The organism is Pseudomonas brassicacearum (assembly GCF_918698105.1).
GTDB classification, from domain to species: Bacteria; Pseudomonadota; Gammaproteobacteria; order Pseudomonadales; family Pseudomonadaceae; genus Aquipseudomonas; species Aquipseudomonas brassicacearum_F.
The window spans coordinates 1-15,541 of the sequence record NZ_CAKKMI010000016.1 but is presented as its reverse complement, the minus strand read 5'-3'; the positions used below and the strand labels follow the sequence as shown (position 1 = coordinate 15,541).

At 62.6% G+C, this 15,541-nt stretch carries 13 protein-coding genes; 8 read left to right on the top strand and 5 right to left on the bottom strand.

Features of this window, described 5'->3' with window-relative positions:
- Positions 1–203: 203 nt before the first annotated feature.
- Together LQ215_RS08645 and LQ215_RS08640 are read right to left on the bottom strand one after the other, a co-directional pair.
- A complete protein-coding gene (locus LQ215_RS08645; protein ID WP_230148855.1) occupies positions 204–1,478 on the bottom strand; it encodes a glucarate dehydratase family protein in 1,275 nt (424 codons plus the stop codon).
- Positions 1,475–2,872 carry an MFS transporter gene (locus LQ215_RS08640; protein WP_230148853.1) on the bottom strand — a complete coding sequence of 466 codons (1,398 nt, stop codon included), beginning with the start codon at positions 2,870–2,872 and terminating at the stop codon, positions 1,475–1,477. The genes LQ215_RS08645 and LQ215_RS08640 overlap by 4 nt, the downstream gene beginning before the upstream one ends.
- A gap of 107 nt (positions 2,873–2,979) precedes the next feature.
- On the opposite strand from LQ215_RS08640, the gene LQ215_RS08635 reads away from it, so the two are divergent.
- Both LQ215_RS08635 and LQ215_RS08630 read left to right on the top strand, forming a co-directional pair.
- A complete protein-coding gene (locus tag LQ215_RS08635) occupies positions 2,980–3,876 on the top strand; it encodes a LysR substrate-binding domain-containing protein (protein WP_230148852.1) in 897 nt (298 codons plus the stop codon).
- Between the two features lie 303 nt (positions 3,877–4,179).
- Positions 4,180–4,614, top strand: a complete 435-nt coding sequence (locus tag LQ215_RS08630; protein ID WP_003202535.1) for a nuclear transport factor 2 family protein — start codon at positions 4,180–4,182, stop codon at positions 4,612–4,614.
- Between the two features lie 181 nt (positions 4,615–4,795).
- On the opposite strand, the gene LQ215_RS08625 is transcribed toward LQ215_RS08630, so the two are convergent.
- Entirely contained in the window at positions 4,796–5,719 is a 924-nt protein-coding gene (locus LQ215_RS08625; protein WP_230148850.1) for a LysR family transcriptional regulator, read from the bottom strand.
- 128 nt (positions 5,720–5,847) lie between these two features.
- On the opposite strand from LQ215_RS08625, the gene LQ215_RS08620 reads away from it, so the two are divergent.
- Together LQ215_RS08620 and LQ215_RS08615 are read left to right on the top strand one after the other, a co-directional pair.
- Complete coding sequence (locus LQ215_RS08620; RefSeq protein WP_003202537.1) at positions 5,848–6,054, top strand: tautomerase family protein; 207 nt, start codon at positions 5,848–5,850, stop codon at positions 6,052–6,054.
- Between the two features lie 314 nt (positions 6,055–6,368).
- Positions 6,369–7,103: an SDR family NAD(P)-dependent oxidoreductase gene (locus LQ215_RS08615; protein ID WP_230148848.1), complete on the top strand. Its 735-nt coding sequence runs from the start codon at positions 6,369–6,371 to the stop codon at positions 7,101–7,103.
- 66 nt (positions 7,104–7,169) lie between these two features.
- On the opposite strand, the gene LQ215_RS08610 is transcribed toward LQ215_RS08615, so the two are convergent.
- Entirely contained in the window at positions 7,170–9,311 is a 2,142-nt protein-coding gene (locus tag LQ215_RS08610; RefSeq protein ID WP_230148846.1) for a TonB-dependent siderophore receptor, read from the bottom strand.
- Positions 9,312–9,708: 397 nt separating this feature from the next.
- Positions 9,709–11,091, bottom strand: a complete 1,383-nt coding sequence (locus LQ215_RS08605) for a PLP-dependent aminotransferase family protein (RefSeq protein WP_230148844.1) — start codon at positions 11,089–11,091, stop codon at positions 9,709–9,711.
- Between the two features lie 137 nt (positions 11,092–11,228).
- On the opposite strand from LQ215_RS08605, the gene LQ215_RS08600 reads away from it, so the two are divergent.
- From LQ215_RS08600 to LQ215_RS08585, 4 genes are all read left to right on the top strand, one after another.
- A complete protein-coding gene (locus tag LQ215_RS08600) occupies positions 11,229–12,395 on the top strand; it encodes an MFS transporter (protein ID WP_230148842.1) in 1,167 nt (388 codons plus the stop codon).
- 214 nt (positions 12,396–12,609) lie between these two features.
- Positions 12,610–13,281, top strand: a complete 672-nt coding sequence (locus LQ215_RS08595; RefSeq protein WP_230148840.1) for a GntR family transcriptional regulator — start codon at positions 12,610–12,612, stop codon at positions 13,279–13,281.
- Between the two features lie 112 nt (positions 13,282–13,393).
- Positions 13,394–14,326: a 4-hydroxyproline epimerase gene (locus LQ215_RS08590; RefSeq protein ID WP_230148838.1), complete on the top strand. Its 933-nt coding sequence runs from the start codon at positions 13,394–13,396 to the stop codon at positions 14,324–14,326.
- Positions 14,323–15,438, top strand: a complete 1,116-nt coding sequence (locus LQ215_RS08585) for an NAD(P)/FAD-dependent oxidoreductase (protein WP_230148836.1) — start codon at positions 14,323–14,325, stop codon at positions 15,436–15,438. The genes LQ215_RS08590 and LQ215_RS08585 overlap by 4 nt, the downstream gene beginning before the upstream one ends.
- The last annotated feature ends 103 nt before the right edge of the window (positions 15,439–15,541 follow it).

Here is a 15,541-nt window from a genome sequence, read left to right as displayed (position 1 = left end):
GTGTGGGCCGCAGGGACCTGCGAGGATTAACTCATTGGGCAGTCGTACCGAGTTGGCTGGTTTGGGGCCGCTGCGCAGCCCAGCGGGAGCAAGCTCCCTCGCCACAGGGGTCGCACCCACACTCAAAATTGAAGTCAAATCCAGCTTTTGTGGCGAGGGAGCTTGCTCCCGCTGGCCTGCGCAGCAGGCCCCTCGCCTTCGGCTCAGAACCGCGGCTTGACGGTCTTCCAATCCGGCCGGTAGCGCTGCATCTGGCGCACATCGTCACGCTGACGGATGCCGCAACTGAGGAACTGCTCATGCAGCTTGCCCAGTTGATCCCGGTCCAGCTCCAAGCCCAGGCCCGGCGCCCGGGTGATCTTCACGCAGCCGTCGACAATCGGCAGCTTGCCGCCCTTGATCACTTCTTCATCCGGCTCCTGCCACGGGTAATGGGTGTCACAGGCGTAGTCCAGGTTCGGCACCGCGGCCGCCACGTGGGCCATGGCCATGAGGCTGATGCCCAGGTGCGAGTTCGAATGCATCGACACGCCCAGGCCGAAGGTGCTGCACATTTTCGCCAAGGCCTGGGTGTCGCGCAGGCCGCCCCAGTAATGATGGTCGGCCAACACGATCTGCACGCTGTTCAGTGCCACGCTGCGGCGGAACTCATCGAAATCGGTGACCACCATATTGGTCGCCAGCGGCAGCCCCGTGCGTTTGTGCAGCTCGGCCATGCCTTCCAGCCCTGGCGTCGGGTCTTCGTAATACTGCAAGTCATCCCCCAGCAGCTCGGCCATGCGAATCGAGGTTTCCAAGGACCAGTTGCCATTGGGGTCGATGCGCAACGGGTAGCCGGGAAACGCCTGCTTCAGCGCCTTGATACAGGCGACTTCATGCTCCGGATCGAGGGCGCCGGCCTTGAGCTTGATGCTCTTGAAGCCATAGTCCTGGATCATCCGCCGGGCCTGGGCGACGATCTGCTGTTCATTGAGCGCCTCGCCCCAACTGTCGGGCGGGTACGGCGAGTCGATGTGCTCGGCGTACTTGAAAAACAGGTAGGCGCTGAACGGTATTTCGTCGCGAATCGCCCCGCCCAGCAAGTCCACCAGTGGCACGTTCAGGTAATGGGCCTGCAAGTCCAGGCAGGCCACTTCGAACGCCGAATAGGCATTGCTCACTGCCTTGCTCGCATGGGAGCCCGGCGCCAGTTCGGCCCCGGCAACGCTGGCCGGTTTCTGCGCGGCGACGGTCGCCTGGACGATCGCCCGCAACTGGTTGAGGTTGAACGGATCCAGGCCGATCAACTGGCTCTGTAACTGCTGCTGGATCGCCAGCGCCGGCGCATCGCCGTAGCTCTCGCCCAGGCCGATGTAACCGTTGTCGCTCTCGATCTCGATGATCGAGCGCAGCGCGAACGGTTCATGGATGCCACTGGCGTTGAGCAAGGGTGGATCGCGAAAAGCGATGGGGGTGACGGTAACGCGTTTGATCTTCATACAGCGGCTCCCGATGGGCCAAGGTTCGAGGCGTGGTGTTGGTCCGGCTGATCGGCTTTGGTAACGGTTTCGGGCCGACCGGACAATGAATCCGGGGTGTCGCGCTTGGGCGTGGTGCGGGCGAAAAAGATCACCACGGCGGCGACCAGCGAAGTCGCGGCCAACCCATACAGGCCGCCCTCGATGGAGCCGGTGGTCTGCTCCAGGAAACCGAAGGCCGTCGGCGCGACAAAGCCGCCGAGGTTGCCGATGGAGTTGATCAAGGCGAGCACCGCCGCCGCGATGCGCGCATCCAGGTAACCCTGGGGAATCGGCCAGAACAACGCCGATGCCGCCTTGAAACCGATCGCCGCAAAACAGATCGCCACGAAGGCAAAGATCGGTCCGCCGGTGGTGGACATGAACATGCCGAACGCGGCGACCACCAGCGTCACCGCGACCCAGGCCTGCTGGAATTTCCATTTGCCGGCCAGGGCGGCAAAGCCGTACATCGCGATGATGGAAATGATCCATGGGATGGAGTTGAGCAAACCAACCTGGAAGTCCCCCAGGTTGCCCATTTTCTTGATCATGCTCGGTAGCCAGAACGTGGCACCGTAGATGGTCAGGGCGATGGAAAAGTAGATGAAACAGAACAGCGCGATCTGCCGGTCGGCCAGCAACTTGAACATCGACGGCTTGATCACTTGCGCGGCTTCCCGGGCCCGTTGCTCCTCGGCGATGGCGGCGATCAATACGGTTTTTTCTTCAGCCGTCAGCCATTTGGCCTGGCTCGGGTGCGATTGCAGCCAGAACCAGACAAACCCGCACAGCACGATGGAAGCGAAACCTTCGATCAGGAACATCCACTGCCAGCCATGCAGGCCCATACCGCTGATGTGCAGCAAGGCGCCGGACACCGGGCCGGAAATCACCGAGGCAATGGCCGAACCGCTGAGGAAGATCGCCATCGCCTTGCCGCGCTCGTTGGCGGGCAGCCATTGGGTGAAGTAGTAGATGATGCCGGGAAAGAACCCCGCCTCCGCCGCGCCAAGGATGAAGCGCAGCACATAGAAACTGGTCTCACCGCGCACAAAAGCCATGGCCATGGCCGCCGCGCCCCAGGTGAACATGATGCGCGTCAGCCAGGCCCGTGCGCCGTAGCGTTGCAACAGCATGTTGGACGGCACTTCGAACAGCGCGTAGCCGACGAAGAACAGCCCCGCGCCGAGCCCATAGGCCGCGGCGCCGATGCCCAGGTCGGTTTCCAGGTGGCTGCGCACGAAGCCGATGTTGACCCGGTCGATGTAGTTGACGATGAACATCACCACCACCAACGGCAGGACATGACGTTTGACCTTGGCCGCCGCGAGCGCCAGGGTGCTGTCATGGGTGGAGTCCGTTACGTTATTCAAGGGTGCCTCCCGATCATTGTTTTTGTGAGGAACGGGACGATGATGGACGCGGTGGATTGTTCCCGTCTAATCTAACTTGGCACTTGATTGATACCTGGATTAAATCAATGTTTGAACTGGCCCAGCTACGCTGCTTCACCACCGTGGCGACCGAACTCAACTTCCGTCGCGCCGCCGAACGCCTGAACATGACCCAGCCTCCCCTGAGCCGGCAGATCCAATTGCTGGAGCACCACCTGGGCGTCGAACTGTTCACCCGCAGCACCCGCAGCGTGGCGCTCACGGCCGCCGGCCGGGCGTTTTTCATCGAAGCGCAGAACCTTTTGGAACAGGCCCAACAAGCCGCCATCGCCGCCCGGCGCTATGCCCAGGGCGACATTGGTTCGGTGACCATCAGCTTCGTCGGCAGCGCGGTGTACGAGTTTCTGCCCAAGGTGATTGCCGAGGCCCGGCTGAAACAGCCCCAGGTCAAAATCGTCCTGGCGGAAATGAACACCTACCAGCAGCACGAGGCCCTGCGCGCTCGGCGCATCGACCTGGGCATCGTCCGCTCGCCGCTGCTGGAAACCGGCTACGCCACCGAATGCCTGGTGCGCGAACCCTTCGTGCTGGCGGTGCCCGCCGCGCATCCGTTGGCCAGCGCCGAGACCGTCAGCGTCCAGGACCTGGATGGACAGCCGTTCCTGATGTACTCCCACGCCGCCTACCCGCCCTTCAACGAACTGCTCACCGGCATGCTCCGCTCGGCCCAGGTCGCGCCACAATTCGTGCAATGGCTGGGGTCATCGTTGACGATCCTGGCGCTGGTCAACGCCGGCATGGGCCTGGCCCTGGTACCGCGTTGCGCCAGCAGCGTGGTGTTCAAGCAGGTGGTGTTTCGCGAAATCGACCTGGGCGAAGGGGTGCAGAGCGAATTGCACCTGGTGTGGCGCGAGGACAACGACAACCCGGCGTTTACCATGTTGCTGGAAGGGATTCGGGGGGCGGTTCGGGAGGGATTCTGAAGGCACTATCGCCGAAGCTGCGGTGTGTGAAACCTGTGGCGAGGGCGTTTGTTCTCGCTGGACTTGTGTAGGAGCTGCCGAAGGCTGCGATCTTTTGATTTTGATCTTTCGCCTGGAACTCGAGTGTCTGGGGAAAGATCGCAGCCTCGTTGCACTCGACAGCTCCTACACAGCTCCGGTACAGCTCCGGCACAAGGCCTGCACCCTAGCGGTCTATTCCAGTTCTACTCAAGTAGTTGTACGATGACCGACGAGCTAATAATCGCTCGTGTTCCCGATACCTACAAAAATAAGGAAATCCCCATGAAAAAAGCGACATTGGTCATCAGCTTCTTGTGCCTGTTCAGCGGCTACGCAGCGGCAGCCACTTCATCGGCCGAGCAGGAAGTGGCCCAGGCCGTCGACCACCTGACCCAAGCCATGCTGCACAAAGACATCCCGCAACTCCAGGCACTGGCTGCCGAGAACCTGACCTACGGGCACTCCAGCGGCAACATCCAGGACAAGAAAGCCTTCATCGCCGACATCGAAACGGGCAAGAGTGCGTTCAAAACCCTGGAAATGCAGAACCAGAAAATCACCCTGTCCGGTGATGTGGCGCTGGTGCGCAACCACTTCTCGGCCCAGGCGCTCAAGGGCACTGAGGTGGTGCCAACGGAGATCGAGAATTTCCAGATCTGGCAGAAGCAGAAGAATGGCAAATGGCTGCTGATCGGTCGTCAGGCGTTTCGGTTCTGATAGCGGGCTAGGCCGGGAATCTCTGCGGCAAGCGCATTATTTGAGCTTAGGGTGATCCATTGTGGCGAGGGAGCTTGCTCCCGCTCGGTTGCGAAGCAGCCGCAAAAAAGGGGCCGCTACGCAGCCCAGCGGGAGCAAGCTCCCTCGCCACAGAGTATCTTTTCAGCCCTGACGCCTTGCTTCAGGCTCTGGCCCACCGCTCCCGGTACTGCAACAGGAAATCCACAAAAGCCCGCACCCGCTGCGGCACGTACCGTCCGTGGGGATACAGCAAGGTAAACGGACGTGAGCGCCCCGCGAAAGGCGCAAGCACCTCCACCAACTGCCCGTTGGCCAGCTCCTGTTCGACGATGAATTTGTAAGTCTGGAACAAACCGGCACCATGCTTGGCCAGTGTCACGCCACCAAGCACATCGTCCGAACAACAGTAACCCCCTTCGCCGAACACCTCCTTTTCCTTGCCCTCGACCTTGAACAACCAGGAAATCCGTCGCCCGCTGCTGGGCAATTCGAACTGGATGCACTCGTGCTCGTCCAGCTCCTCGACGGTTTGCGGCGTGCCGGCCTTGCGCAGGTAGTCCGGAGACGCGACCACCACCAGTTTTGCGTCTTCCAGCAGCCGGGCGATCATCGACGAGTCGGGCTGGGCCCGCACCCGGATGGCAAGGTCATAACCTTCGGCAACGAAATCAATGTTTCGATTGCTCAGGTGCAGGTCCACAGTCACTTGCGGGTACAGCGCCCGGAAGGCCGGCAGCAAGGGCAGGATGCGGTGATGGCCGTAGGTGGTGGGCAGGCTGATGCGCAGTTGCCCGGACGGTACCGATTGCGCGCCCATCATTTCCTGTTGCGCCTCGACCAGTTGCGTCAACGCCTGGCGGCATTGTTCGAAATAGGTCTTGCCGGCTTCGGTCAGGCGAATGCTGCGGGTGGTGCGCACGAAAAGCCGTGAGCCCAGGCGCTCTTCCAGGCGAAAGATAGAACGGCTCACCGCCGCCGGGGTAACCCCCGCCAACTGCGCCGCCGCCGTGAAGCTGCCCGCCTCCGCCGCCAGGCAGAACAGTTCTATGCTGCCCAACTGCAGGTCTTCGAAATGACGCTTCATGATTCGTTACACCGCGTATCAACTGAAGTTTCCAAATACCTGTTTATCAGTCCGTGGCGTATAAATACAGTGGCCTTGCAACTCGCGGGCGTTGTCCTGCGTCCATTTCCCATCAGCTGGAGTGCAACATGCCTTTCGTCAATGTGCGAATTACCCGAGACGGCGTCACCCGTGAACAGAAAGCCCAGGTGATTTCCGAAATCACCGAAACCCTCCAGCGTGTGTTGGGCAAGGACCCGCACTTGACCCATATCGTGATCGAGGAAGTCGACACGGATAATTGGGGATACGCGGGGATGACGACGACGCAGTATCGAAGTCTTCCCAAGGAATAACGCTCTGCTCTTGAGAGCCCGGTCCGATTGACCGGGCTTTTTTCTGCCTGCCAACCGGACAGCCTGACAATCCTGTGGGAGCGAGCTTGCTCGCGATAGCAGTGTGTCAGTCAACATCAATACCGACTGGCCTGACGCTATCGCGAGCAAGCTCGCTCCCACAGGGGTTATGTGTGGCCCTGCCATTGATTACATGACGTATCAACTCAAGTACCAGAAGCCTTATTTATCAAACCCTGGCGCATCAATACCCTGAGCTCAACCACCGCCAACACAGGCGCACCGGTTCAACTCAATGTGATCAGGAGTCAATCATGAGCCTCAACAAAACCGTCATCATCACCGGCGCTTCCAGCGGGATCGGCCTGGGTTTGGTCAAGGCGTTCCTGGGTCGGGGGTATAACGTGGTGGGCAATGCCCGCTCCCCGTCCGGCCTGGACGCTGCCGCCGCCGAGCTCGGCCACCCGGCCGGTTTCATCGGCGTGGCTGGCGACATCGCCGACCCGGCCACTTCAACCGCCCTCATCAGCCAAGCCGTCGCGGCGTTTGGCGCCGTTGACGGGCTGGTGAACAACGCCGGTTTCTTCCTGCCAAAACCCTTCGTCGAATACAGCCCCCAGGACCTGGACGCACTGCTCGACACCAACCTCAAGGGCCTGGTCTACGCCAGCCAGGCCGCTGCCGCGCACATGATCGGGCGCCAGCAAGGCTTCATCATCAACATTTCGGCCGCCGTTGCCCTGCAAGCGAACATCCAGGTGCCGGCCGCACTGCCGGTGTTGATCAAGGGCGGCGTCAACCAGATGACCCGCGCCCTGGCCCTGGAACTGTCGCCCCACAACATCAAGGTCAACGCAGTCGCCCCCGGCATCATCGACACGCCCATGCACGACCCGGCGCACCGCGCATTCCTCGACAACCTGGCCCCGGCCGGTCGCGTGGGCACCATCGAGGAAATTGCCGAGGCCGTGTTGTACCTGGCGGGCGCCGATTTCACGACAGGCGCGATACTGCCGGTGGACGGCGGGATGAGCACAGGCAAGTGGTAAAGAGGCAAGTGGTAAAAAGAAAAACCCCGGAGGCAAAGCCTTCGGGGTTTTCATGACGCGTTGGATTCAGAGCGTGTAGGAGATACCGGCCTGCACGGTCCGCGGTGCGCCTGGGTAGGCATAGACGTTACCGAATGCACCTTCTTCATAGTCGGCGTCGAACAGGTTCTTCAGGTCCAGGTTGAGGCGGATCCGCTCGTTGACCTTGTAGTAGCCGAGCAGGTCCACAACCGTATAGCTGTCCATGGAGAACGCATTCGCCGCCGTCTGGCCGGCCCGTTCATCCACATACTTGGCGCCTAGCCCCAGGCCCAGCCCTTTGAGGCCGCCATCCTGGAACTCATAGACGTTCAACAGGCTGAAGGTGTTCTTGGGCACGTTGAGCAAGCGCGTGCCGGACGGGATATTGATGTCCTTGGTCACCTCGGCATCGACGTAGGCGTAACCACCGATCACGCGCCACTCCGGCGTCAGATTGCCCGCCACGTTCAGGTCGAAACCACGGCTGCGCACTTCGCCGGCGGCCACGCTGAAGGTGGAGTCCACCGGGTCAGTGGTGAGCACGTTACGTTTTTCGATCTGGTAAACCGCCGCATCGACGCTCAACTGGCGATCCAGCGCTTCCCACTTGACGCCCACTTCGTAGGATTTGCCCTCTTCCGGCTTGAACCCGCCACCTTCGCGACTGGCACCGCTGTTGGGTTTGAACGAGCGGGCGGTGTTGGCGTAGACCGCCACGGTGTCGGTCAGGTCGTAGATCACACCCAGGCGCGGAGTGACGGCGCTGTCGGTGACGTCCCAGTTCCGGCTACCGGGCGGGTTCTGCGGGACGAAACTCTCGTACTGATGCTCGAACCGCTCAAAACGCGCCCCGGCCAACAGCTTCAAACGCTCAGTCAGCGCCACCTGATCCTGGACGAACACACCAAACGTCTTGAGGTTTTCCTGGTCATCGGTGGGCTTGCGCGTCAAGGCCGGGCGTGGCTGGCCATGCACCGGGTCGAAGATATCGATCGGGTAGGCACCGGCGGCGCCGGAGGAACGCTGGATGATGGACTGGTAGTCGTAGTCCTCATACTCGATGCCTGTCAGCAACGTGTGCTCGAACCCGCCGGTGGAAAAATGCCCGGTGAGGTTAAGCTGGGTGTCGCGGTCGGTCCATTCCAGCTTGCGGTAGTTGAAGTTGCGACTCAGGGTACGCCCATCGGCGCCGATGCTGTTGCCCTCCACGGCATTGCCCTGCAAGGTGCCGTCGAGCCATTGGGTACCACCGGCCAGGGTCCAGTCGTCGTTGAGCATGTGCTCGAAACGCACCTGCAGCATGTTGTTGTCGTTGTGCAGCTTGCCGGCGTCTTTTTCGCCGAAGAACGTATCGCGCGACGCGGTGCCGCGCTGGCCGGCGTAATGGGTCAGGCCACGGTCCAGCGGCGCATTGTTGCGCATGAAATCGCCTTCGAAGGTCAGGCGCGTGGTGTCGTTAACCTGCCAGCTCACCACCGGCGCGATGCCGTAGCGCTCGGTCTCGACGTGGTCGCGGAACGTATCGCCGCCCTCGCCGATCACGTTCAGGCGATAAGCCAGGCGCCCTTCTTCGTCCAATGGACCGGAGGCGTCCAGCGTACCGCGACGCATCCCCTGGTCGCTGACCTGGCTGCCCAGGGTCACCGTGCGCTCGGCCAATGGCTGCTTGGATACCACGTTGAAGGTACCGCCCGGGTCGCCACGGCCATAAAGCATGGTGGCCGGGCCGCGCAGCACCTCCAGGCGCTCGATGGTGTTGGCGTCCGGCATGTTCGGGTAACCACGGTTGATCGGGAAACCGTTGCGGTAGAACTCTCCGGTGGTGAAACCGCGTACGGTGAAAGTCGTCAGGCCCTGGCCGCCGAAGTTGTTGCCCCGGCCTACCCCGCCGGCATAATCGAGAGCGTCTTGCAGGCGCGTGGCGCCGAGGTCTTCGACCACGTCGCGGGACACCACTGAAATGGATTGCGGGGTTTCATGGATCGCCGTGTCGGTACGGGTCGCACTGGCCGAACGGGTGGCGTGATAGCCCTTTACCGGGCCCTGTGCTGATTCATAGTCAGCAGTGCCGACGATGTCCGTGGCTTGCAGCTCAAGGGTCGCCGGGGCGGCAGGGATTGGCTCTTCTGCCCAGGTGGAAACGGAATAAGCCTGGAGCACACACAGTGAAACGAGAATCCGACGCATCGATGCACAATCCTAATGGAAAAAAAGCCACCCACCTGGGAGGCTGACAAGAATGTGTCGCGAAAGATACAGCAACTCATTGTTGTTTGATATCTATTCCCATTAACACTGTTGTTTTTTGTGACCAGTCAGTCCGTCATCGCGAGCAAGCTCGCTCCCACAGCGGACCCGGGGCCAATCACAAGGTTTATACCCACTGAAGATCCAATATGGGAGCGAGCCTGCTCGCGATGGCGTCGGGTCAGTTTGCATCAATGTTGAATGCCAGGCCGCTATCGCGAGCAGGCTCGCTCCCACAGGGGGCTGGGGCCAACCACAAGGTTTATACCCGCTGAAGATCCAATGTGGGAGCGAGCTTGCTCGCGATAGCGGACTAAGCCATTCATCCAAAAGCTGACTAAGCCACCCCAATCGACTCCTGCTCCACCCGCTGGAAGAACACCTGCGCACGATGATCCTGGGTATAGGCCACGTTCAACCGCAACCAGTCGCACGCCTCGCCCTGGGGCAGGAACGTCGAGCCCTGGGACAGTTGGATTTGCAGCTCCCGGGCGATCTGCTGCACCCGTTGTGCCGCCAGGCACCGCGGCCTGGCCCAGACGAACAGGCCCCCCATCGGCTCGGCAAATACTTCCCAGTGGGCCGGGTCCAGTTGGCGCAGCGTACTTGCCATCTGCTTGTTCAGGCGCAGGCGCAAGCGCTGGATCAACTTGCGATAAGCACCGTTGGCCAGCAACGTCGCCACCACGTTTTCCGCCAGCAGCGAACAACCGATGCCGGTAATCATCTTGACTTCGGCCAGGCGCTGGATGATCTCGGGATGGGCGACCACGTAACCGATGCGCAGCGAACTGGACAGCGTCTTGGAAAAACTCGCCAGGTAGATCACCCGGTCCAGGGCATCCAGGGAGGCCAGGCGTGAGGTTGGGCCATTCTGGAAATCGGCGTAGATGTCGTCCTCGATGAGGCGAAAGTCATGGGCCGTTGCCAGTTGCAGCAGACGATAGGCCACGCTCGGCGCCAGGCTGGTGCCGGTGGGGTTCTGGTACATGCTGTTGATGAAGAAATACGAAGGCTTATGCTCGCCGAGAAGCTGTTCCAGGCGGGCGATGTCCGGGCCTTGCGCGGTTCTTGGCACCGCCAGGGGCTGGACCCCATGCAGCTTCAGCAGATTGAACAGGTTGTAGTAGCCGGGGCTTTCCACCAGCACCAGGTCACCGGGCTTGAGCAGGGTTCGCACCAGCAGGTCGAGGCCCTGGCTGGCGCCTTGGGTGGTGATGATTTGCGCCGGGTCGACGTGAATGTCGATCAGGCCCAGGCGCTTTTGCAGGTGCAGACGCAATTGAGGCGAACCCAACGGGGTGCTGTAGTTGAACAACGCGTGGTTGTCGCTGCGCACCACTTGGCGGATCGCCTGGGCCAGGTCGGTGTCGTCGCGCCAGGCATCGGGCAGCCAGCCACACCCCAGCTTGAGCTGCGTCGATTCATTGTCGAACAACCGCCACCGCACGTTATCCATTTCCGGCTCCGCGGGTCGGACCAACTGCTGCGCGACAAAAAAACCCGCGCCATGCCGGGACTCCAGCACCCCGTTGGCGACCAGTTGGTCATAGGCCTTGATCACGCTCGACTGGCTCAGGCCGTTTTCCCGGGCCAGTTGGCGAATGGATGGCATGCGCGCGCCGGGGCGGATGCCATGGGCGTTGATCCAACCCATGAGGTGCGTCACGAGCTGCCGGATCACGGGCTCGGCAACGTTGCGATCGATCTTCAGGTCCACGGCTGGCACTCTTGGCTAAGTGTTCTCGAATTTTGAGCGAACAGTTAAACACAAATGGCCTGGACCTGTTCCTTGTTTGCGTTGTGCCCGGCAGTGATAGTCCCCGGGACTTCATGCACACCCTTTAAGGAACACCCTTGAACCCACAGCATCGACATTCCTGGGGACTGGCTTTCGGCCTTTGCCTGATCACCCTCGCGGTCAACCTGCAGGCGCCGCTGTACACCACCTACGCGCAGTTGTCCGGTTACGGGGCCGGCGCCACGGCGGTGGCGTTTTCCGGTTATGTGCTGGGCGTACTGCCGGTCCTGCTGGCGTTCGGCGGGCTGGCCGACCGGGTGGGACGCAAGCCGTTGATCCTGGTCGCGCTCGGGCTGTCGATGCTGGCGACCCTGGTGACCATGCTCTGGCCGAACCTGGTGGCGCTGGGCGTGGCGCGCCTGATGATGGGGGTCGGCACGGGGCTGGCCTCGGCCACCTCAACCGCCTATATGACCGAGCTCATGGCAACCCGCGATACCCGCTCGCCGGCCAACCGGGTCACCGCCAGCACCTCCCTGGGCTTTGGCCTGGGCGCGGCGTTGACCAGCCTGTTCCTGTTCGTCCATCACAGCGCCACGCCCGGCAGCTTCTGGTTGCAGCTGATGTTGGCCGCCATCGCGATCGTCGTGGTCTGGCGCCTACCGGACCCGGCGCTGAAAATCAAAGACGCACCGCTGCTGCGCCTGCCGTTGTTTCCCGCCGGCAGCCTGCCCTACAGTTTTTCCATGCTGTTGGCCTGGGCGACCTCGGGCCTGGTCATCGCCATATTGCCTTCGGTACTGGCGACCCACGACTTGCAGCGTTGGTCGGGCCTGTCGACCTTCACGGTCATCAGTTGCGGCTTGCTCTTCCAGCCTTGGGTTCGGCGCATGCACCCGGCCAGGGCCACGGGCCTGGGCCTGTTGATCCTGCCCGCGAGCTACGCGTTGCTGGCCTGGGGCGCGAGCGCCGGCTCCCTGCTCGCCGTGTTGCTCGGAGCACTGGGCGCCAGCAGCGCCTGCTACGGTTTCCTGTACCTGGGCGGGCTGTCAGCCGTCACGGCCATGGCCGGCACGGAAAAGGCCCGGGTCAGCGCCGGGTTCTTCCTGTTCGCCTATGTCGGGTTCAGCATCCCGGTGGTGGTGACCGGGTTGCTGGCCGATCATTTCGGCGCGGACGTGGCGTTGATCGTCTTCGGCCTGGCGCTGCTGGCGGGGGCGTCTATCACCGGATGGCGCATCGTCCGGACGCAGGCCTATGTGACCCAGCTGTCCAACGGCTGAACACCAAACTTTGTGGCGAGGGAGCTTGCTCCCGCTCGATTGCGCAGCAATCGCAAAATCCCAGGTCTGCTGCGCAGCCCAGCGGGAGCAAGCTCCCTCGCCACAAAGTCCATCCTATCCCCGGAACCAACAGGGCTGGCTGAAACCCCACTGGGACACCGCGCTCGGCAAAGTCGTATACCATATCCCCACCTAAGCCGAACGACCCGCCGCCGTGACTTTATCCAAGTTCAACCTGCCTGACCTGGGCAACACCCCTTCCACCTCGGAAATCATCACCCGCCACCTGCGCGATGCCATCGTGGCCGGGCACTTTGCCGAGGACGAGCCCATTCGCCAGGATGACATCGCCCGGCAGTTCAACGTCAGCAAGATCCCCGTGCGCGAAGCCCTCAAGCGCCTGGAGGCCGAGGGCCTGGTGATGTTCCAGCGCAATCGCGGGGCGATGGTGACGCGCATTTCCGAGGCGGAGCTGGCGCAGATGTTCGAAGTGCGAATGCTCCTGGAAGACAAAGTGCTGCGCCTGGCGATTCCCAACATGACCGAAGCCACCTTCGCCCGTGCCGAAAGCATCTGCCGGGAGTTCATCGGTGAAGACGACGTCGGGCGTTGGGCCGAACTGAACTGGCAACTGCATGCCTGCCTCTACGAACCGGCGCAACGGCCCTTCATGGTGGGTTTGATCCGCTCGGTCCATGACAAACTGGAGCGCTACTTGCGCATGCAGATGAGCCTTTCGGCGGGCAAGGAGCGCGCCGATCACGAGCACCGGGAAATCATCAAGGCCTGCCGCGCCGGTGACGTCGAGCGTGCGGTGATGCTGCTGGACGAACACATCGCCGGGGTCTGCGAGACCTTGTTCAAGTTCCTGCCTTCCAGCCATTGATGGATTGGCACTGTGCCGATTTCGTCATCGGCGACAGATAAAACCCTCAAGCCGTCGCCCCCCGGCGCGGGCCACGCTTGCCGTCACTCATCTGAACGGACGTGGCCCTCCCATGAAACGTATCACCGTGATCGATTCCCATACCGGCGGCGAACCGACCCGACTGGTCACCGACGGTTTCCCTGACCTGGGCCAGGGCAGCATGGCCGAGCGCAAGCAACGCCTGGCCACGGAACACGACGCCTGGCGCAGCGCCTGCGTGCTCGAACCGCGGGGCAGCGATGTGCTGGTGGGCGCGCTGCTCTGTGAGCCGGTGGACCCCAGCGCCTGTGCCGGCGTGATCTTTTTCAATAACAGCGGCTACCTGGGCATGTGCGGCCACGGCACCATCGGCCTGGTGGCGTCACTGGCCCACCTGGGCAAGATCGGCCCCGGCGTGCACAGCATCGAAACCCCAGTGGGCACGGTACAGGCAACCTTGCACGAAGACCGCTCGGTCAGCGTGCGCAACGTGCCGGCCTACCGTTATCGCAAGGCGCTGGCCCTGGAGGTGCCCGGCATCGGCCAGGTGGTGGGCGACGTGGCCTGGGGCGGCAACTGGTTTTTCCTGATCGCCGAACATGGCCAACGCGTGGCCGGCGATAACCTCGACGCGTTGACCGCCTACACCTACGCCGTGCAGCAAGCCTTGGAGCAGCAGGGTTTTCGCGGCGAGGACGGCGGCCTGATCGACCACATCGAACTGTTTGCCGACGACCCGCAAGCCGACAGCCGCAACTTCGTGCTCTGCCCGGGCAAGGCCTATGACCGCTCCCCTTGCGGCACCGGCACCAGCGCCAAACTGGCGTGCCTGGCGGCCGATGGAAAACTGCAACCCGGCCAGATCTGGCGCCAGGCCAGTGTCATTGGCAGCGAGTTCGAGGGCTCCTACGAGCACTCGGGCGAGCGCATCGTGCCGACCATTCGCGGTCGCGCCTACATCAGCGCTGAAACCACGCTGATCATCGAAGCGGATGACCCGTTCGCCTGGGGCATTCGTCCGTGAGCGAGGGTCATGCCGCCGACGTGATCATCATTGGCGCAGGCATCATCGGTGCGGCCTGCGCCCAGGCGTTGGCCCGACGCAACGTCAACGTGTTGGTGCTGGACGCCGGTTGGCACGGCGCCACGGCGGCCGGTATGGGGCACCTGCTGGTGCTCGATGACAACCCGGCGGAACTGGCCCTCAGTCAATATTCCCTGCAACGCTGGCGCGAACTGGCCCCCGCCCTGCCCGACGGCTGCGCCTGGCGCAACAACGGCACCTTGTGGCTGGCGGCCAATGCCGAAGAAATGGCGGTGGCCCATAGCAAATACCTGAACCTGCTGGCCCATGGCGAAGCCTGTGAATTGATCGGCCACGCCGCGCTGCATCAGCGTGAACCCGAGCTGCGCCCAGGGCTGGAAGGTGGGCTGCTGATCAAGGGCGACGGCATCCTCTACGCCCCGGCGGCCGCGCGCTGGATGCTCGACGCGCCCAACATTCGCCAGCAACGGGCGCAGGTCAGCGAAGTCGACGGCGCTCGCGTGCGCCTCGACGACGGTCGCTGGTTGAGCGCCGAAGCGGTGATCCTCGCCAATGGCATCCAGGCCACTGAATTGTGCCCGGAGCTGCCGATCGTGCCGAAGAAGGGCCACTTGCTGATCACCGACCGCTACCCCGCCACCGTCACCCACACCCTGGTGGAGCTGGGCTACGTCACCAGCGCCCATAACGCCAGTGGACCGTCGGTGGCGTGCAATATCCAACCACGCCCGACCGGGCAACTGTTCATCGGCGCCTCGCGGCAGTTCGGCACCGTCGACCCGCAGGTGGAAGGCTGGATGCTGGCGAAGATGCTCAAGCGCGCCGTCGACTACTTGCCAGGATTGGCGCACCTGAACGGCATCAGGGCCTGGACCGGTTTTCGCGCAGCGAGCCCCGACGGCTTACCGCTGGTGGGTCAACATCCGCAGCACCAAGGGCTGTGGCTGGCGGTGGGTCACGAAGGCCTGGGCGTCACAACAGCGCCGGCAACGGCCGACCTGCTCGTCGCGCAGCTGTTCGACGAACCCCCACCACTGGCCGCGCAGCCTTACCTGCCGCAGCGTTTTTTGGGAGAACCGGCTCATGCCTGAAGCCCGACACACATCCCCTGTTTGCTCCGGGGATAGGGTTGACCCTGTGGCGAGGGAGCTTGCTCCCGCTGGGGCGCGAAGCGGCCCTGTTTTGGGTCTGCTG